This is a genomic window from Priestia sp. 179-F W1.4 NHS (assembly GCF_045369295.1).
In the GTDB taxonomy this organism is placed as follows: Bacteria; Bacillota; Bacilli; order Bacillales; family Bacillaceae_H; genus Priestia; species Priestia zanthoxyli.
Genome location: NZ_JBIQFF010000003.1, coordinates 458,393 through 477,203 on the forward strand (window position 1 = coordinate 458,393; position 18,811 = coordinate 477,203).

At 38.4% G+C, this 18,811-nt stretch carries 18 protein-coding genes; 14 read left to right on the forward strand and 4 right to left on the reverse strand.

Going from position 1 to position 18,811, the window contains the following annotated elements:
- Positions 1–18: 18 nt before the first annotated feature.
- Together ACH0CI_RS17555 and ACH0CI_RS17560 are read left to right on the forward strand one after the other, a co-directional pair.
- A complete protein-coding gene (locus tag ACH0CI_RS17555) occupies positions 19–696 on the forward strand; it encodes a cobalamin B12-binding domain-containing protein (RefSeq protein WP_335387802.1) in 678 nt (225 codons plus the stop codon).
- Complete coding sequence (locus tag ACH0CI_RS17560; protein WP_335387797.1) at positions 693–1,313, forward strand: hypothetical protein; 621 nt, start codon at positions 693–695, stop codon at positions 1,311–1,313. The genes ACH0CI_RS17555 and ACH0CI_RS17560 overlap by 4 nt, the downstream gene beginning before the upstream one ends.
- Here the strand turns inward: ACH0CI_RS17560 and ACH0CI_RS17565 are convergent.
- Positions 1,310–4,870: a CheR family methyltransferase gene (locus ACH0CI_RS17565; protein WP_335387800.1), complete on the reverse strand. Its 3,561-nt coding sequence runs from the start codon at positions 4,868–4,870 to the stop codon at positions 1,310–1,312. The genes ACH0CI_RS17560 and ACH0CI_RS17565 overlap by 4 nt on opposite strands.
- A 451-nt stretch (positions 4,871–5,321) precedes the next feature.
- Between ACH0CI_RS17565 and proC the strand changes: the two genes are divergently transcribed.
- The 5 genes from proC to ACH0CI_RS17590 all read left to right on the forward strand — a co-directional run bounded on the left by proC (position 5,322) and on the right by ACH0CI_RS17590 (position 9,690).
- Entirely contained in the window at positions 5,322–6,164 is an 843-nt protein-coding gene (proC, locus tag ACH0CI_RS17570; protein WP_028413399.1) for a pyrroline-5-carboxylate reductase, read from the forward strand.
- An 87-nt stretch (positions 6,165–6,251) separates the two neighbouring features.
- Positions 6,252–7,358, forward strand: coding sequence for a glutamate 5-kinase (gene proB, locus ACH0CI_RS17575; RefSeq protein WP_028413398.1), 1,107 nt, complete (start codon positions 6,252–6,254; stop codon positions 7,356–7,358).
- A gap of 114 nt (positions 7,359–7,472) precedes the next feature.
- On the forward strand, positions 7,473–8,735 hold the full coding sequence (locus ACH0CI_RS17580) for a glutamate-5-semialdehyde dehydrogenase (RefSeq protein ID WP_335707059.1): 1,263 nt from the start codon (positions 7,473–7,475) through the stop codon (positions 8,733–8,735).
- A 357-nt stretch (positions 8,736–9,092) separates the two neighbouring features.
- The gene (locus tag ACH0CI_RS17585) at positions 9,093–9,290 is read left to right on the forward strand and encodes a cold-shock protein (protein ID WP_013056990.1); all 198 of its coding nucleotides are present in this window, start codon (positions 9,093–9,095) and stop codon (positions 9,288–9,290) included.
- Between the two features lie 37 nt (positions 9,291–9,327).
- A complete protein-coding gene (locus ACH0CI_RS17590; protein WP_013056991.1) occupies positions 9,328–9,690 on the forward strand; it encodes a VOC family protein in 363 nt (120 codons plus the stop codon).
- 22 nt (positions 9,691–9,712) lie between these two features.
- On the opposite strand, the gene ACH0CI_RS17595 is transcribed toward ACH0CI_RS17590, so the two are convergent.
- Positions 9,713–10,318: an RraA family protein gene (locus ACH0CI_RS17595; RefSeq protein WP_335707060.1), complete on the reverse strand. Its 606-nt coding sequence runs from the start codon at positions 10,316–10,318 to the stop codon at positions 9,713–9,715.
- Between the two features lie 550 nt (positions 10,319–10,868).
- Here ACH0CI_RS17595 and ACH0CI_RS17600 point away from each other — a divergent pair.
- Both ACH0CI_RS17600 and ACH0CI_RS17605 read left to right on the forward strand, forming a co-directional pair.
- The gene (locus ACH0CI_RS17600) at positions 10,869–11,324 is read left to right on the forward strand and encodes a hypothetical protein (protein WP_335707061.1); all 456 of its coding nucleotides are present in this window, start codon (positions 10,869–10,871) and stop codon (positions 11,322–11,324) included.
- Entirely contained in the window at positions 11,312–11,611 is a 300-nt protein-coding gene (locus ACH0CI_RS17605) for a YxcD family protein (protein ID WP_014460159.1), read from the forward strand. Before ACH0CI_RS17600 ends, ACH0CI_RS17605 begins: the two co-directional genes overlap by 13 nt.
- Before the next feature lie 45 nt (positions 11,612–11,656).
- Here the strand turns inward: ACH0CI_RS17605 and ACH0CI_RS17610 are convergent, their stop codons facing one another.
- Entirely contained in the window at positions 11,657–13,828 is a 2,172-nt protein-coding gene (locus ACH0CI_RS17610; RefSeq protein WP_406901967.1) for an MMPL family transporter, read from the reverse strand.
- A 207-nt stretch (positions 13,829–14,035) separates the two neighbouring features.
- On the opposite strand from ACH0CI_RS17610, the gene ACH0CI_RS17615 reads away from it, so the two are divergent.
- The 3 genes from ACH0CI_RS17615 to ACH0CI_RS17625 all read left to right on the forward strand — a co-directional run bounded on the left by ACH0CI_RS17615 (position 14,036) and on the right by ACH0CI_RS17625 (position 16,265).
- Positions 14,036–14,896: a dimethylarginine dimethylaminohydrolase family protein gene (locus ACH0CI_RS17615; protein ID WP_406901968.1), complete on the forward strand. Its 861-nt coding sequence runs from the start codon at positions 14,036–14,038 to the stop codon at positions 14,894–14,896.
- A gap of 127 nt (positions 14,897–15,023) precedes the next feature.
- Entirely contained in the window at positions 15,024–15,227 is a 204-nt protein-coding gene (locus ACH0CI_RS17620) for an alpha/beta-type small acid-soluble spore protein (RefSeq protein WP_013056997.1), read from the forward strand.
- A 189-nt stretch (positions 15,228–15,416) separates the two neighbouring features.
- Positions 15,417–16,265 (forward strand): YihY/virulence factor BrkB family protein, encoded by an 849-nt coding sequence (locus ACH0CI_RS17625; RefSeq protein ID WP_033578946.1) that lies wholly within the window; start codon positions 15,417–15,419, stop codon positions 16,263–16,265.
- A gap of 33 nt (positions 16,266–16,298) precedes the next feature.
- Here the strand turns inward: ACH0CI_RS17625 and ACH0CI_RS17630 are convergent, their stop codons facing one another.
- Positions 16,299–16,574 carry a hypothetical protein gene (locus ACH0CI_RS17630; protein WP_406901969.1) on the reverse strand — a complete coding sequence of 92 codons (276 nt, stop codon included), beginning with the start codon at positions 16,572–16,574 and terminating at the stop codon, positions 16,299–16,301.
- Positions 16,575–16,774: 200 nt separating this feature from the next.
- Here ACH0CI_RS17630 and ACH0CI_RS17635 point away from each other — a divergent pair, with 200 nt between their 5' ends.
- Both ACH0CI_RS17635 and ACH0CI_RS17640 read left to right on the forward strand, forming a co-directional pair.
- Entirely contained in the window at positions 16,775–17,707 is a 933-nt protein-coding gene (locus ACH0CI_RS17635; RefSeq protein WP_274863875.1) for an alpha/beta hydrolase, read from the forward strand.
- A gap of 194 nt (positions 17,708–17,901) precedes the next feature.
- The gene (locus ACH0CI_RS17640) at positions 17,902–18,795 is read left to right on the forward strand and encodes a helix-turn-helix domain-containing protein (RefSeq protein ID WP_406901970.1); all 894 of its coding nucleotides are present in this window, start codon (positions 17,902–17,904) and stop codon (positions 18,793–18,795) included.
- Positions 18,796–18,811 lie beyond the last annotated feature (16 nt).

Sequence of the window (18,811 nt, forward strand, 5' to 3'; positions counted from 1 at the left end):
GGAAAAGGGCGTGATCTTATCGTTTACTCTCGTAATGTAGCGGCTTTAGCTGATTGTTTGTTAGAAGGAGACGTTCAAAAAAGCTGGCTGCTCATTGCTATATATATAGAAGAAGGCCATTCTTCAACTGACGTATATACGTTTCTGACAGAAGCGATGTATGAGATAGGGAAAAGGTGGCAAGAAAATAAAATTTCAGTCGCGAACGAGCATTTGGCTACTGCAACCTGTGACTATGTGTTAACTCGCTTTCAGCTATCACAGCATCAATTGCTTCAGCGTAATCGGGCACTTCTTTTTTGTATTGAAGGAGAAGAGCATTACTTAGGCATTAAAATGATTGCAGGACTTATGAGCGAACACGGATGGGAAGTTAAAAACTTAGGAGCAAACTTGCCGCTGCCGTTTGCTCTAAAAAGCATTGAAAGATGGGATCCTGATGTAGTATGTTTGTCCGTCTCACAAGTGCATTTGCTGCCTGATTTACAAAAATACATTGCTGAGATTGAAAGCATGCCGCAAAGTCCTCTTGTATTAGTAGGCAGCAGGCTTCTCAGCACGCATGATTTATCGGCTTCAGGATCTTCAAAAACTATATTCATTAATCATATTCAAGCTTTTAAAGACTGGCTTCTAATCAACAATAAAGAAAGTTCGACGCAAGATAAAATGTTAGCAATGGGGGAAGAAATATGATCAGTTTGCCGATTCAACACATTCCGGTTCCAATGTTTTTACTCAATAAAGACAACGAAATAATTGAATTTACACCAAGCGTCACGAAAAATTTCCCGCCTGTTCAGAACTTTTTAGAACTAGTTGATGAAGACAGCCAAGAAAAAGTAAAAAGAGCACTCCAGGGAAAGGAAGAAGTGCAAATCGAAGTAAATATGCGCACGTTTTCCAACCCGGTTGCTCTTTTTGATTTTCATTTTAAACCTGAAGCGTACCATTCGCTGCATGCTGTTTTCTGCTATCCTATTCATGAGCATATGATGAGTGTTCAATCAACCCTTCAACAGTTTCGCTCTATACTTATGCAAGACTCACCACAAGTGAACCAAGGTTTTTCGGTCAGAGAAACAGATGTAGAAACGGCGAAAAAAATGCAGCTAGTTGATCTTCAGCGTCATTTTCGAGAAATGAAAACAAATGTGCTAACCATTCAAGACCTCCTAAGTATTATCCGCTCCGACGTAATTGAAGCAGGAAAAGGAGAGTATATTGAATTGGTCTCTACACATTTGTTTGACATTCAAGATTTAATTAATCAGGAGCTTGACTGCTTAAGACAGAAGAACAAAGTACATTAAGAAAGCGGCAATCGTATTTCTACCGTTGTTCCTTTGCCTTCTTCACTATCATACGAAATGCTTCCTTTATGATTACTAATGATTTTATGACTCACCATCAATCCTAATCCTGTTCCTTTTTCTTTTGTTGTATAGAAAGGCTCGCCAATTCGTGTTAATCGATCTTTCGGCATGCCTTTTCCTTCATCTATCACTTGGACGACTACTTGATTTGTATCTGGATCAAATTTAGATACCACTAGAATAGACCCAGGGTCATCCATCGCTTCAATAGAATTTTTCACCATGTTGATAAATACTTGTTTCATATCTTTTTCAATACAATGAACAACAGGTAATTTTTCTTCAAAATCCGTTGAAATAGTAATGTTTTTAAGAATGGCCTGCGTATGCAGCAGTGTACATACGTCTTGAAGAATTAAATTTATCTGCTTATTTTCATATTTTACGACTTCGGGTTTGGCTAGAATGAGCAGTTCGCTAATAATCAGCTCTAAGCGGTTAAATTCGGACATCATGACATCCATATATTCTTTTTTATACGTTTCTTCTTGCATCATAAGCTGTAAAAAGCCCTTTAATGATGTAAGAGGATTTCGTATTTCATGGGCAATGCCGGCAGCCAGCTGTCCAAGTGCTGACAGCATCTCTGAATTTTTGAGCATCATTTCCGACTGTTTGCGCTGTGAAATGTCTTCACTTAAACCAATGTAATGGATGATTTCATCCTGATCATTTTTAACAGGCATTAAGGCTAACTGTTCCCAAACGGTTTCTCCGTCTTCTTGAACGTAGGAAATTTCTCCGTTCCATTTTTCTCCTCTGTATACTTCATTCCAAATTTTAGGGAATCTTTTAACGCCTAGCTTTTTTGTATATAAGTCGTAGAGGTGCAGCCCAAATACTTCTTGCGGCGCATGCTTTTGCTCCATGAATTTTTGATTAATGTACTTAATTTTACCTTGATGATCGGTAATAAAAATGCCCGTAGGACTGTGAGCTACTGCAAATGATGTAATAGCCAATTCTTCATTTGAACGTTTAATTTCTGTAATATTAATAAACGTAATAACTACACCGTTAATTAAATTCTCGTTCGTACGATAAGGCATCATTTTCATGCTATACCATTGGTTATCGTAGCTTTGAATTTCTTTTTGAAGGGTGTTATTTGTTCTTAAAACGTTCATTGCGTCCTCGATTAGATGGTCATATCTAAAGTTATGCGAAATATGAAAGAAAGGTCTTCCGATATCTTGATGAAGAACGTTGATCACTGTTTTCGTTTCCGGCGTAAATAATTTAATATTCAGTTGCTCGTCTAAAAAGATGGTAGCAATAGTTGTACTGATTAATAAATTATCAATATCGTTGTTTAAGTCCGTTAATTCTTCAATCTTTCGCTCGTACTGGTTATTAACACTAATTAACTCTTCATTAACAGACTGTAATTCCTCATTTGTGGACTGCAGCTCTTCGTTTGAAGCAATCAGTTCTTCGTTCGTGGACTTTAGCTCCTCATTTGCTGTTTCTAGCTCTTCAATCGTCGTTTGCAAATGCTGCTGTGTGTAATGAAGCTCTTGCTCTAAATCTACTACAAGCTCACTAATAGAGCTTGTTTGATTAAGAAACATGGGCTCTTCCTTATCAATAATGGCACTATCTGTCTGTTCATCAAACATAAGTAAGTAAAGAGAGTGATTTGTTGGAAGGGCAGATATCGTAATATTAAAACGGCGCTGCACGTTGTTTATGACAAATTCAATGTGCTGACAGCATACGCTCATACCTTGCTCTTTTACGCGTTTAATAGCTGCTCCAATGGCTAAAGAGACGTGAACGGGAACCATTTTGAAAATGGTATAATTAATCTTCCCCACAGGAACGTTAATAAGCTGAGTCGCTTCTTTTGAACAAAATATCACTTCGTTGTATTCATTTAATACGAGACAAGGGCTCATAAAATGATCAATCATTGACTGATACATCTCATCCAATTTAAGCGAAGGAAGAGGCTTATAAAGTTGACTTGGCAGCGGTACGCTAGAAAAATCACCTTCATGCAAGCTGGATTTTGAAAGATTAAAAGCTCCTGTAATTTGTCGGCTGGGCTGCCCCGAACGTTTAAATATTTTCCACTTACTGTTGATAGGGCGGAACAAATCAGACAAATTTCCCGTTGTTTCACTAGGGCCTAAAAAAAGTACGCCTTCTTCTGTCAAAGAAAAATGAAAAAGAGACAGAATGCGCTGCTGCAGTTCAGCTTGGAAGTAAATCATCATATTTCGACAGCTGATTAAATCAACGTTTACAAAAGGCGAGTCTTTTCCTATATTATGCGGGGCAAAAACAATCATTTTACGGATTGTTTTTTTAACTTGATAACCACCGTGTTTTGTTTGCTCAAAATATTCATTAATCTGAGCTGCTGAGAAGGAATGAACTTCCGCTTCTTCATAAATGCCTTGACTCGCTCTTTTGATTGCATGACGATCGATGTCCGTAGCAAAGATTCGGACATCGAAATAACGGTTGATTGTTGATAAATAGTCATGAAGCAAAATAGCTAATGTATATGCTTCTTGACCAGTAGAACAACCTGCTACCCAGATGCGGATTTCATCTTCTTGGCTATGAATCTTTCTTTCAACTAATTGAGGGATGACTTGTTCTTCAATAATAGAGAATGCTTCTTTATCTCTAAGAAATTGCGTCACTCCAATCAGCAGGTCTCGCTGCAGTTCGACGATTTCTTCGGCTTCCTTACATAAATAGTCCCGGTACTCTTCCATCGTTTGAGAGGGCGGATCGAGTAAAGCCATTCTTTTTTCAAGTCGTCGCAGCACCGTGTTTTTTTTGTACATAGAGAAGTCGATGCCTGTTTTCTTCTTTATTAATGAATAAATGTATTGCAGCGTTTCTTCATTATATGTAAATTCAGTTTGGCTGACATGCGTTTGCACAAGGTCAGGCATATCAGCAGGAGAAAGGATATAATCAGCAAGGTGTGCATCAATAGCGCTTAGGGGCATATCTCTGTACTTTGCTGTGCTTTCATCTTGTACAAGTACAGTTCCGCCATACTCTCTTATCGTTTTTGCTCCTCCTGTTCCATCATTTCCTTTTCCCGATAAAATAATGGCTGTGCACCGGTGTTTTTTTGCAGCGGCCAGAGAATGAAAAAAGGCGTCAATCGGATACTTTACCTGATCATTTTCTTCATAAGGACGAAGACGAAGAGTATGATCCACAACGGTCACATAATGATGGGGAGGATTTAAATAAATTGTGTCTTCTTGTAAAGTCATCCCGTCTTGTGTCAGTTTGATATTCATTCCTGTTTTTTTTGCTAAAAGTTCTGGCATAAAACTTTTATATTTAGAGGAAAGGTGCTGTACAATAATAAACGCCATTCCATTTGGTGAAGGCATATTAGCGAAAAACTGCTCAATAGCTTCTAACCCTCCGGCAGAAGCGCCAATTCCCACAACGTGTAAATCCTGTTTCTCTATTCCTTCTGAAGACGATGGAACTGTAGAAAACGAGTTGTTCTTCATAATAGAACCTCCAATAATGTTTCGACACTTCCTAGATTGTATGTCGTTTTGTTTATTTTAATGTCGACAGCACAGCGTGGTTTACATCAAAAGTAAATTTTTCAAAAAAAACCAAGATGCTGGTACATAGGTTCATTTTAGCAAACCTATTATATTGTTCAAATAACGTTTTCAAAATTCCTCTATTTTTCGCAAAAAAATTTTAAAGTCCAAACTATATAATATGCCCCGATTTTCCTTATATAAACGTATTTTTATAAAAAAATTCGTTTTTTTTTGCAGAAAAAAATATTTAAAAAAGTTTTGTTTGCGCTTACATACGCATAAGGTTATACGCTCAAGGAGGAAAAAAACGGTTAAATTCAACTTGACACTCTTTTTCAGCATGTTACTATAGGAACCGTTGAAAGAAACGAGAACAAAAATACGAACAAATGACAGGGGAGATTTGATGGATCAAAAACAAAAAGTTGCTTTTTTAGGTGCTGGATCAATGGCAGAAGCGATGATTTCTGGTATGGTCAATGCAAAGAAATTACCTGCTGAAAATATTATCGTAACAAATCGCAGCAATGATGCGCGACTGCACGAACTTGAAAATAGATATGGTATCAAAGCAGTAAAGCGCAGCGAGCTGAAAACAGATGACATTGACGTTTTTATTCTAGCGATGAAGCCAAAAGGCGCTGAAGAGGCATTAAACGAATTAAAGCCTCAAATCAACAAAGACCAGCTTGTCCTATCTGTTCTTGCAGGGATTTCATCTTCTTACATGGAAGAGTTATTGCATGATGAACAGCAGGTCATTCGAGTGATGCCGAATACATCAAGTATGATTCAGCAATCAGCAACGGCTATATCTCCAGGTCAATATGCTGCAATGGATGCTGTGCTAACAGCAAAAGAGCTGCTTTCTGCAATCGGAAAAGTGTACGTGATTGATGAGCCTCAAATGGACATTTTCACAGGAATTGCCGGAAGTGGGCCCGCTTATTTTTATTTCCTTATGGAGCATATCGAAAAAGCAGCTAAAGAAGAAGGTCTCGATCCTGAGCTAGCACGTGAAATTGGCGCCCAAACCATTTACGGTGCAGCAAGAATGATGATGGAAAGAGATGAAACGCCGACGGAGCTTCGTGAAAATGTGACGTCTCCAAACGGTACAACAGCAGCTGGTTTAGACGCCTTAGCTAAACACGGCGGCGGAGAAGCAATGATGCAAGCAGTCAAAGGAGCATCAAAGCGTTCAAAAGAAATGAGTGCTCAACTACAAAAAGTGGCAAGTACTAATTAATTCGTCACTTATCTTCTTCGTGAATTCCTCACCACAAAAAAATAATCATAAACAAGAAAACATACAGAACACACTAGGAGTGATTTGATGAGTCCCGACAATAAGAAGCGGGTTGTAATTAAAATTGGAAGTAGTTCATTAACAAGTTCACACGGTGAAATCAGCAGACGGAAGCTCGAGCGCCTTGTGGATCAAGTCGTAGACTTAAAAGATAGCGGTCATGAAGTGCTATTGGTTTCATCAGGAGCTGTAGCTGCAGGATACCGCAAGCTTGGCTGCTTAGAGCGACCTAGCTCTTTACCTGAAAAACAAGCAGCTGCCTCAATTGGTCAAGGACTGTTAATGGAGGCTTATTCAGAACTGTTTCTATCACATGGATACGTTGCTTCTCAAATCTTAATTACGAGAGACGATTTTTCAGACGAAAATCGTTACAACAATGCACGAAATACAATTAATGTGCTGTTAGAACGTGGTATCGTACCAATTGTCAATGAAAACGACACGGTAACCATCAATCGATTAAAATTTGGCGACAATGATACACTTTCAGCTAAAGTTGCTGGACTAGTGGATTCCGACTTGCTTATTATTTTATCGGATATCGATGGCTTATACAGCGCAGACCCTCGTCAGGATCCAAATGCAAAATTAGTTCCTCACGTAGGGGAAATCACGCAAGACATCGAAGAATCTGCAGGAGATTCAGGAAGTTCAGTTGGAACAGGCGGCATGCGCTCGAAAATTGACGCGTTCAAAATCGCTATGGCGTCAGGAATTCCAGCATTTTTAGGAAGAGCTGGCGTGCCAAACATTTTAACACAAGCGGTTGACGGCGATGCAACAGGAACGTATTTTGAATCTGAAGATGATTCTGCGAACCTTAATCAGAAAAAGCAGTGGATTGCGTTTAACTCTGGTCCTGAAGGGGAAATAGTAGTCGAAGATGCCGCGAAACGTGCAATTATTGAAGATAAAGAGCCTTTACTTCGCGAGCATGTTAAATATATTAAAGGCCACTTTAGTGAACGAGCAGTTGTACGTATTCTAGATAAAGATGACAATGAGCTGGCTCTTGGCGTGACAAATTATTCATCTGATGAACTTGCACTGAATGAGCCAATTGATCAACCGATTGTTGACAGCGAAGGTCTAGTGTGTCACTTAGAAATTCCAGTACCGGTCGGTTTGTAAGCAAACATGCTGTAAAGAAAAGGAGCCCTTCCTTTTCTTTGCATGATTGCATTTACCTCTTATGCCTCACACTTTAAAATCAAACAAAACTAAAACGAATCCAGGAGTGATTTGGTGTTACAAACAAATGAAACGTATTCAGTAGAAGAACAAGCTATTTCAGCAAAAAAAGCAGCTAAGAAATTAAGTTTACTAACAACAAAGCAAAAGAACGATGCTCTGTTAACGATTGCTTCTACACTTGAAAGCAACACGGAGTATATTTTAAAAGCAAATGAAGTAGACTTAAAAAACGGGAAAGAAAAAGGTTTTGACGAAGCGCTTATGGACCGCCTTGCTCTTTCAGCGGAACGTGTAAAAGAATTTGCAAACGGCCTTCGTGAAGTTGCTGAGCTAGATGATCCAACAGGCGATATTTTATCAAGCTGGACATTGGATAACGGTCTAGATGTAAAGCAAGTACGGGTGCCTCTTGGCGTGATCGGAATGATTTATGAAGCACGTCCAAACGTAACGGTGGATGCAACAGGGCTAGCGTTGAAATCTGGAAATGCTATTGTGTTAAAAGGCGGCTCTTCAGCTATTTCATCTAACCAAGCTATCGTGGACATTATTCATAAAGCTCTTGATGAAACGCCAATTCCTAAAGAAGCGGTACAGTTTATTTCAAGTACAGATCGTGCGGCTACGCAAGAATTATTTACAATGAAAGAGCATGTTGACGTGCTGATTCCGCGCGGAGGGGCTTCATTGATTCAAGCGGTCGTCAATAACGCAACCGTTCCCGTGTTAGAAACGGGAGTCGGAAACTGTCATATTTACATCGATGAAAAAGCTGACGTTAAGAAGGCCATTCCGATTTTAATTAATGCAAAAACAGATCGACCAGCGGTGTGTAACGCAGCAGAAACGGTTCTTGTACACAAAAACTGGCTCGATTCTCATAAAGATGAATTGATTCAAGCATTCAACGATCATAGTATTGAAGTATATGGTGACAAAGTGACAGTAGGTGAAATTCCTGGAGCAAAACCAGCGGCTGAAAAAGACTGGGCCGAAGAGTATTTACGCTTAGCAATTGCGATGAAAATAGTAGAGAGTGTGGATGAAGCGATTGACCATATTGAAACATATGGAACAAAACACTCCGAAGCCATCATTTCAGAAGATGAACAAGCCGTTTCACGCTTTATGTCATTAGTTGATGCAGCCGCACTGTATCATAATGCATCTACGCGCTTTACTGACGGAGGAGCTTTAGGATTTGGAGCTGAAATTGGGATTTCAACTCAAAAGCTTCATGCACGTGGTCCAATGGGACTTCCTGCACTTACGACAATTAAATATATTATGAGTGGAAACGGACAAACTCGATAAGAAATCAAAAGCGAGCCTAATCATGTGCTCGCTTTTTTTTATGAAAAGCAAAACAAGTAAATGGAAGCTGATTTGTAAAAAATTATAAACTCTGTTATAATAGTAAAATATATAATTTTTGTGATCTTCATTTTTGTTCTTTTCAGACTATCCCGTTGTTTTAAGAAAAGCAACTGCTATCTGCTTTGTTATAACTTCATTTTTATTTTAGTCTTTCAAGACGCCGTATTATTCCTCAAAGATTGATTTACGGATGTATAGTATCACTTTATCTTGCACCATTTACCGCATTTACACGCTAAGTTAATCTTCATTTATTATCCACTTAAAAAGTACTGTTTAAAGGAGACGATGTGTATGTATAATCGTAAAAATTTAGAGCCGGCTGTTATTGAAGAAACAAAAGTTTGGGAATGTACATCAGATACGTGTAATTGTTGGGTTCGAGATAACTTTAAAAGCGGAGATCAGCCAACTTGTCCAATTTGCAAAAGCGAAATGAAGCAAGCTGTAAAAGAACTCCAGGTTATTCATAATCCTAGAGTCATTGATTAATAACTTTTAGGAAGACGTTTTTGAAAGGGGTTTGTGGATGTTTCTGGGAATTGATCATGTTCAGCTTCTTGGTCCAGAAGGATGCGAGCAAGAAGCAAGAAATTTTTATGAAAATCTTTTAGGAATGAAAACTGTTCTTAAGCCGGAAAATTTAAGGCACAGAGGCGGCATATGGTTTCAATGTGGGACTCAAGAAGTGCATATCAGTATTCAAGATGACTACATACCTGCTAAAAAAGCGCATCCAGCTTTTGTCGTGGAAGATATCAAGACGCTTAGACGTAAATTGGCACATTCGGGCTGCGTTCTTTCTGAAGAAGAGCCTATTGCAGGGAGAGAGCGTTTTTTTGTCCATGACCCGTTTGGAAATCGATTAGAATTTTTACAATATGACAAATAAAAGACCTCCAAGCGGAGGTCTTTTATTTTAGAGCTTTATCTAAATAGGTATATACCGTTTCTTTGCTAATTAATACTTCGTTCTCTCGGTCTTTATCTTTTTGCCATTTTTCTCGCGCTTTTGCTAATACTTCTTCAGCTTGCTCCTTGGGAATGACAATCACTCCACCGTCATCACCTGCAATAAAGTCCCCAGGACGGATTTTTACGCCCCCGCAGGAAATGATCTCGTTTACCTTTCCTTTTTCTTTTTTGCTGCTTGCTGCGATCGTAGAGCCCTTACAAAATACGGGGAAATCGAGCTTTTCGATGTCTTCTTGATCTCGTATAACCCCATCTAGTACAATACCGCTTATTCCAACAAGCTTCGCCATGGCTACTACGAAATCTCCTGCTAAGGCACGGTTACAGTAGCTTTTACCATCAATAACGAGCACACTTCCCGGCTCCGCTAGTCGAATCGCTTCAAGCACTGAGTAATTATTGCCAGCGGGCGTATCTACGGTAAGAGCCGGCCCGAATAGTTTGTAATGATGCTGTAATGGCTTAATAGAAAAGTCTAAGTGGTTGGCACCTTCCATTGCATCTGATAAATTTGCTGTTGATAATGGGAGCTGTTCATTCAACATCATATCTCTCCTTTTTAAGTTTAGTTTATCTATACATATTCATATAAGAGAAAGCTCTTATTTATGAAAGGGGGAGTAGATAACATTTGACTACGAATCGACTACAAACGTGGAATATTAAAGGTGTTCAGAACCATTTTTCGATGCATTGTACTATACTGAGACGCTGTTTCCTGTATGGTATTCGTCATGTAAACTCATATCTCCTTTATTACCAATAGGAGCGAAGGGAGCGTATAAAGGTATTTTTAAAAGAGGGGACTTGCTACAGAACTCTGCGAAAGTAATATGCTGGGCATAGTGTAAAATAAGCGTTAACGAAGATGAAGAGTCTTTGTTAGTTTTATAAATTTCACTGATGTGTACATAAAAAGGTCTTATATCCATATGAAACGCGTCTAAATGTTTAATCCTGTGAACATTTAATGGAGCTTTATGCATTTTTATATAAAAAAGTGAAACCTTTTGGTATGATGAAACGTAGGAACATATATGGAAATCATATATGAAAAAACATATGTGACGTTAGTCATTTAGTGGAGGGAAAGCAATGGTAAAAAAATTATTGGCCGCATTTATCGCATTAGCGGTTGTGTTTTCACCAGTCGGTGGATCACTTATTCATGACGGTTCAAACGTAGCAAGTGCAAAAGGGTATAAATCAGGAAAGCGCTCTTTTGACAGCGGAAGCAATAACCAATCAAGCTTATTTAAAAACAATAACAGTAATTCGGTTAAGCAAAACAATACGTCTAAAAACTCATCATCTAAAAGTACAGCAGCTGGTTCAAAGCGCGGCGGCTTAATGAAAGGTCTTTTAATGGGAGGAATTGCGGGCTTATTATTTGGAAGCTTATTATCTAGCTTAGGACCATTAGGCCCAATTTTAGGCTTTATGGTAAATATGCTTGTGATTGTAGCTTTAATTCTTCTTGTAGTAAAGCTATTCCAAAGCATACGTAGCAACAAGCGTAAAAATGAGGAAGTGAAATCTTGGAGACAATAAAAATTTCTGAACAAGATATTATCAATGCGATGTGTTTGTATATCGCAGAAAAAAAACAAGTTCAGCCTCAAGAAGTAGAGATTGAGCTAATGTATGATGATGACTACGGTTTTTCAGCAGAGTCATACGTGCATGATCGTAAACAGGTTCATATTACTTTGAACATTATCGAAGCGCTGCGCTATTGGCTGGATACGGAAATGAACGTAGACCCATACGCAGCAGGACTAGAACTGGAATTAGACGATGAAGAAGGCATTATCGCTTTTGCTAAATTAAGTCGATAAAGAAATCTTCAATGAAAAACCCGCTCACTTGAGCGGGTTTTTTTATCATGATTTTACCTGTTCGTTGGAACTGGACTTATCGCTTTTTTTAGTGAAAAACCACCAGTTGGCATCTCCAAGCAATTTCATAAGAGAAGGGACAAGAAGCATTCTGACAATCGTTGCATCGATAAATATAGCTAAGGCAATTCCTACACCCATTTGTTTAACAGGCGTTACGTCTGTAAAAGCAAAGGCTCCTGTAATGACAATCATGATTAAAGCAGCGCTCGTAATGATTTTACTAGTGGAAGCTAGGCCTTCTACCGTTGCTACATTGTTATCCTTCGTTTGATGATACACTTCGTGAATGCGTGAAATCAAAAAGACTTCGTAGTCCATGCTAAGCCCAAATACAAGGCCGAAAACAAAGACCGGCAGCACTAAAGCGATATTGGATTGGGTAAGACCTAAATGTCCATTTTGAAACAGCCATACAAGTAAACCAAACGTAGCTGTTAAGCTTAAAATATTCATAATGATAGCTTTTAAAGGAATCAGGATGGAACGAAAAGCAATCATTAAAATGACATACGTTGAAAATAAAACAAGAGCCAGGCCATAAGGCGCCTTTTTATAAATTTCATCAAATATTTCTTGTTCGAATTTTGGATAGCCGCCAATATGAACGGTGAAAGGTGAACGTTTCTCTTTCCATTTTCGAACAAAATCTTTTGCTTGATCTGAATTTTGGTCTGTATCTAGCGTAGCTTTTATGAGCATATAATGTTCGTTAATAAACGAATCTACAGCTGGCTTTGTCTGCACGCTTATCTGCGGGTTGTTCAGCATAGCTTGAAGCTGATTACTGGATTTTACGTTTAAAGCGGTAGAAATAGAATCAACTTGCTTAACTAACGAATCTTCTTTTAATTGTTTTATAAAAGTAAAGGCATTTGTTAAAGGCTTTTCCTTCAGCATATCTTGCTTAGCTTCTAACACAAAATAAACGTCTGCCGTGTTTTTATTTATAAACGTATCGTTATACGTGTCAAAAGCTTGACGAGACTCGTATTTTGTTGGCAGTGCTTCTGAAGACGGTATTTCTAGATGCATGTCTCGAACGGGAATAAGTGCTACTAACAGAATAATAAGAGAAACAATCGTCATAGCTACAGGCTTTTTCATGACAAATGTAGCGAATGAACGCCACCTAGATTGACCGCCTTGTTCACTGATTTTTAAGATGCGTAAACGATTGATGCGTGTACCTAGTATAGCCAGTATGGAAGGAAGCAGCGTAAGAGCTGAAAACACAGCAATAAAAACAACAGCCATTCCTCCAAGAGCGACGTTTTGAAAAATATCAACTTGAATAAACAGCATTCCCGCTAATCCAATAAATACGCATAATCCTGAGAAGATGACCGAGCGTCCCGCTGTTTGAATGGTGATTTTGATTGCTTGTTCTACCGATTTCGTTTGAATTTCTTCTTTAAAGCGATTAATAAATAAAAGGGCAAAGTCAATACTAAGAGCTAATCCAATCATTGGAATCACGTTTAAAATGAAGATGGACAGCTCTGTGTACGGATGAAAGAAATAGACAACGCCCATGGTGGTAACGACGGTTACAATTCCTATCATAAGAGGAATTGCAGCGGCTACCACGCCGCCAAAAGCTAGAAGGAGCACAACTAAAGCAACAGGAATACCAATGGCTTCTGCTTTTGCTAAATCTGCTTGGCTTGCTGTATTCATATCTTTTTCAATAATAGGACCACCGGTTAATTTTACACTAACTTCTTTTTCTTCAGATGAAAGAGTTCTGATCTTTTCCACTCGTTTATCCATCGTTCCATCATCGTGATTAAAGTGGATAATTCCATACGCTGTGCTTCCTTTTATCATCTTGTTAGAAGCCGTTGGTATGTCAACTTTCGACGCGTCTGATTTGTCCTTTGCTTTTTGCATATACTGAGCGATCGTTTGCTGGAATTTCGAGTCAGAAACTCCGTCTTTTTTTTCAAACAAAACGATGATCTGAGCTTCGCTAACATCAAATTTATTAACTAAAAGCTGCTCGGTGTCTTTATACATTCCTTTCATTTCAAATCCGTTTCCTCCAAGCACAGAAGGAAGCTTAGCCGCATAAAAGCCAAATCCGACAATTAGGATGACCCACAGTAGTAATAAAATTTTTCTGCCCGCATATAATGCGTTCGCTATTTTATTCATGTTAACCTCCAATTTTTTGTACAGTTACTAGACTATTTTATACTAACAGTTATTGTAATTAGAAGAAGTATTGTGTTTTTTTGTTTTTCTTGCCTGAAAAAGCTTTTCAGATAGATGCGCAGGGGTGTTTCCTTAGCAAAATCGTGTTTATGTTTCAGGCGATTTAGGGAACACTGTACATAAATGCACGAAGGGGGATTTAAAAAAATGCAAATGAAACAGCCAGCTAAAATGACGAATAGTTATGGATGTAAAAATGAGTATGATACATTAAAACGTGTGGTTGTTTGTCCACCTACATATATGAAAATTGAAGAAATTATTAATGAAACACAAAAGCATTATGCGGACGAAAACATTGATGAGAGCTTAGCTTCAAAGCAGCACCGTCAATTTGTCGAATGTCTTCAAAAAGAAGGGATTGAGGTCATCGGACTATCTGCACAAGAGCCATTTCCAGAACAAGTATTTACACGGGATATTGGCTATACGCTCGGAGATACCGTTATTGTCACGAAAATGGGCAGCGAAATTCGAAGCGGAGAAGAACAAGAGCTAGCCGATTGGCTGCAGCAGCAAGGTATTCCTTTCCATCAGGTACCGGACCACTCCATTGAAGGTGGAGATGTGCTGATTGATGGACAAGCTATTTTTATTGCACTCAGCGACCGTACAAGTAAAGAAGGCGTAGAGCATATCCAAGAGCTGCTTCCAGCGTATGAGGTTGTTCCGATTCCTATTGATCGGTCTTATCTTCATCTTGATTGTGTGTTAAATATTTTATCACCTACAGAAGCGCTTGTATTTTCACCCGCTTTACATGAGAAAGAATTAAATTTACTTCGCATGAAATATGACTTAATTGAAGTAACAAAAGAAGAGCAGTTTACGATGGGAACCAATGTATTATCCATCGGTAATCAACGGGTGATCAGTCTGCCAATAAATACAGAAGTGAATGAAGAGTTAAGGAAACGAGGCTATAAAGTGATTGAAGTTGATATATCTGAAATTATTAAGTCCGGCGGTTCTTTCCGCTGCTGCACAATGCCTCTTGAACGAGTGTAGAAAAGCTTAAAAAGAAAAAAAGATCTCGGCGATAGCCAGGGATCTTTTTTTTGAAGGATGTTGTATAAAATTTCAAGTGAAAGGAACATTAACCTATATAAGCTGTTGAAGGAAAGGAGTGATAAACATGGCAAATCGTAATCCTATTTTAGTTCAAGGTGCTGAACAGCTTCTTGATCAGTTAAAAACGGAAATCGCGGGAAGACTTAACGTTCAGCTTGGCGCTGAGCAGACGGCTCGCGCAAATGGTTCTGTTGGTGGAGAAATGACGAAGCATCTTGTTGCAATGGCGCAGCAGCAATTAAGCGGTGCACAAGGACACATTCGCTAGTCTGCTCTACATAAATACTTTGATGAAAAGTTCTGGCTCTTTTGAGCCAGAACTTTTTTTGTGTAGGAAACATCATTCTACTTTCTCATGGTCGCTTGATTTGAGATTTTGCTCGAAATTCTCCACTTTCAAGGTTGAAAAGTGCATAAAATGGGAAAAGAACAAAAAAAGAGAAAGTAGAGGTTTATCATGAAAAAGCTATTATCATTCGGAAAAAGTCTTGGTAAAGAAATTCAAGAAGACCAAGCAACGGGACTAGCGGCTGAGCAAGCCTATTATTATATGCTATCATTATTCCCTATGCTTATTTTACTGATATCGATTGTTCCGTATCTATCGATTAAACCGGCAGAGGCAATCGATCTTCTTCAAAGCGTTATGCCGGGAGAAACGGCTGCAATCTTTAAGGATAACGTAGCTCAATTTGTAAGCCAACCAAACGGCGGGTTACTGACTGTAGGGATTTTAGGCACCATTTGGTCCGCTTCAAACGGTATGAACGCCTTTATTCGTGCAATGAACCAAGCCTACGACGTGAAAGAACAGCGCTCGTTTATTAAAGTAAGAGGCTTGTCCATTCTTTTAACAATTGGATTAATTGTAACAATTGTTGTATCGCTTCTTTTACCAGTGTTCGGAGGGGTTTTGTTAAATTGGATAAGCGAATGGTTTTCTCTTCCTTCAGGTACAACAGTGGTTTTAAATATTCTGCGCTGGATTGTTGGTGTCGGCATTATGGTACTTGTTTTATCCGTATTATACAGATTAGCGCCAAATAAAACATTTCCTTTTGCTCACGTATGGCCCGGAGCACTCGCTGCTACGCTACTATGGCAGCTGACATCTTTAGGGTTCTCATTTTACGTAAGCAACTTTGGCAATTATTCTGCTACTTATGGAAGCTTAGGAGGCGTAATTGTTCTGATGCTTTGGCTATTTTTAACGGGGTTAATTCTCGTCATTGGAGGAGAGATTAATGCTATTTATCACCGAAACAAAACGGCTGCACCTCCTAAAGATACGTCTCAGGCGATGTAATAAAAAAGGAAACCTTTATAAAGGTTTCCTTTTTTAACGTTTAAAACTATTAACAAGCTGTTTAAATGAGTTGGCTGTATATTTGACCGAATCTTTTTTGTACTGTATATCCGTTTTAATCGCTGCTTGTGTTACTTTTAAATGGTTTGTTTTTTCTTTAATATGATCAGTTTCGTTTTGAAGATGTTGAGAAGTGGCATTTACAGAGTTCACAGTTGGCTTGATTTTTTTATTAAATGATACGCCTGCGTAAATAAGATACGCAAGTGATGCCAAAACAACAGCTAAGCTTATATAAACCATAATCATCATTGTGCCTCCTTTGTACGTATTTATATTTATATAGGTGAGAATAAAATATATACGAATATCATCCTCTTTATTTAATTGTTATACCCATTTTTAATTAAAACAAACAAAAGCCTGCCGAGAAGACAATATATTGGATTTTTTCTGAAATTTCATTCATCATTACATATAGAGTTACCTTGAAAGGAGAGAGAAGAAGAATGCCGTTAGATCCGCATATTCAAATATTTCTAAATCAATATAACGAAATGCCCCGTCCTTCTTTAGAGGACGTTACACCCCTGCAGCTGAGGGAAATGGAAAAGATGTCTTTAACTCCTTCCAAAGAAGCAGTTAAAAAAGTATATAATGAAGAAATCCAATTAAATGAACGTACCCTCACTATACGAGTGTATGAGCCTGAAGGAACAGGGCCATTTCCCGCTCTTGTTTATTATCACGGAGGAGGCTGGGTATTAGGAAGCCTGGATACTCATGACTCCATATGCAGGTCGTATGCAAATGAAACAAACTGTATTGTAGTGTCTGTTGATTACCGCCTTGCTCCTGAGAGTAAATTTCCCGCTGCGGTGAACGATGCCTATGACGCCCTGGATTGGATTTCAGCTCACGCGTCTCAATTAAATATCGATTCAAACAAAATTGCCGTTGGAGGAGATAGTGCTGGTGGCAACCTTGCTGCGGTTGTAAGCATTTTAGCAAAACAAAGACAAGGTCCATCCATTGTTCATCAGCTGCTTATTTATCCGTCTGTAGGATTTAAAAATCAGCATCCTGCCTCTATGAAAGAAAACGCCGAAGGGTACCTTCTTTCAAAAGATCTCATGGATTGGTTTCGCCTTCAGTACTTAAATAATAAAGAAGAAGAACAGCATCCCTATAATGCTCCGGTATTACTAGAAGATTTATCGAGTCTACCAAGCGCTACCATTATTACAGCACAGTACGACCCTCTAAGAGATAGCGGAAAAGACTACGCGGACGCATTAAAAAATCATGGTGTTCCCGTCACCTACGAAAATTATGAAACGATGATTCACGGATTTTTAGGGTTTCATGAATTTGTCCCACTTGCTCAGCAGGCAATTAATAAAAGCGCAGCTCAACTGCGTCAAGTATTTGATTCTATTTAAGGATATATAGTGTCATAAAGCACATAAACTTGAGAAAAACAGCACATTGATGTGCTGTTTTTCTGTGTTGATAGGGAGAAAAGATTGACAAGAGTTTCAAAAAATAGCCCATTATCTCTTTTAAAGTCATTTTATTTGGAGTATAGTAGAAAAGTAGGATAAAAACATTTATTTACATTAAGTAAGGTGATTTTTTGAATGATAAAAAGCAAGTAGGTCAGCTGATTCAAGATCTGCGAAAGATTGCGGAAATGACAACTGTCGAGTTATCAGAAGGAATTTGTACAGAAGAAGAGCTACATCGATTTGAGCAAGGTGAAATTCATGCAAGCAGTGAAGTTCTCTATCATTTATCGAAACGCTTAGGGGTTCCGATGAATTATTTCTTTGAAGCAGGAGAGCTAACGCCCAACGATTATTCAAAAGAAATTAAATCGACCATTAGGCATTATATACGAAAACGCGATTATGCAACCGTGTTACATATGGTGGATAAAGAAAAAGATAATCCTATGTTTCAAGATCCTTTTCACGCACAATTTTTCCTATGGCACGAAGCCATATGTGATTATTATATTGGAAATAAATTTGAGCAAGCGCTTCGTAAATTGGAAAAAGCCATTGCGTTCACGCGTACGAGCGAACAGTTTTATTCAGAAAAGGAGATTGCTATTTTAAATAGTATTGCCATTATTTACGAAGAAGAAGGTCATTTAAAAAAAGCGTTCAGTACGTTTATGGAAGGATTGCAGCATATTGCTTTGCTTCCTAAGTTAAAAGATCCTCTTGTCAAAATTCGAATTTTATATGGATTATCACATGCGCTTTTGCAAATGGAACGTTATGAAAAGTCGGTTAAATATGCACAAGCAGGACTAGAGCTGTGTATTCAGCATGAGACGCTTTATTTATTAGGAGAACTGCACTATCAAATTGGAGAAGCACTCTGTCAGCTTGGTGAGCTTAAAGAAGGAATAGTTTACCTAGAAAAAGCTATTACTGTTTTTGAAATTGAGCAAAATGAAGCGTTTGTGACCATTATTAAAGAAGAGATGTCTAAATATCAAGAAACAAAAAAGAAGAGCTGACAGCTCTTCTTTTTTT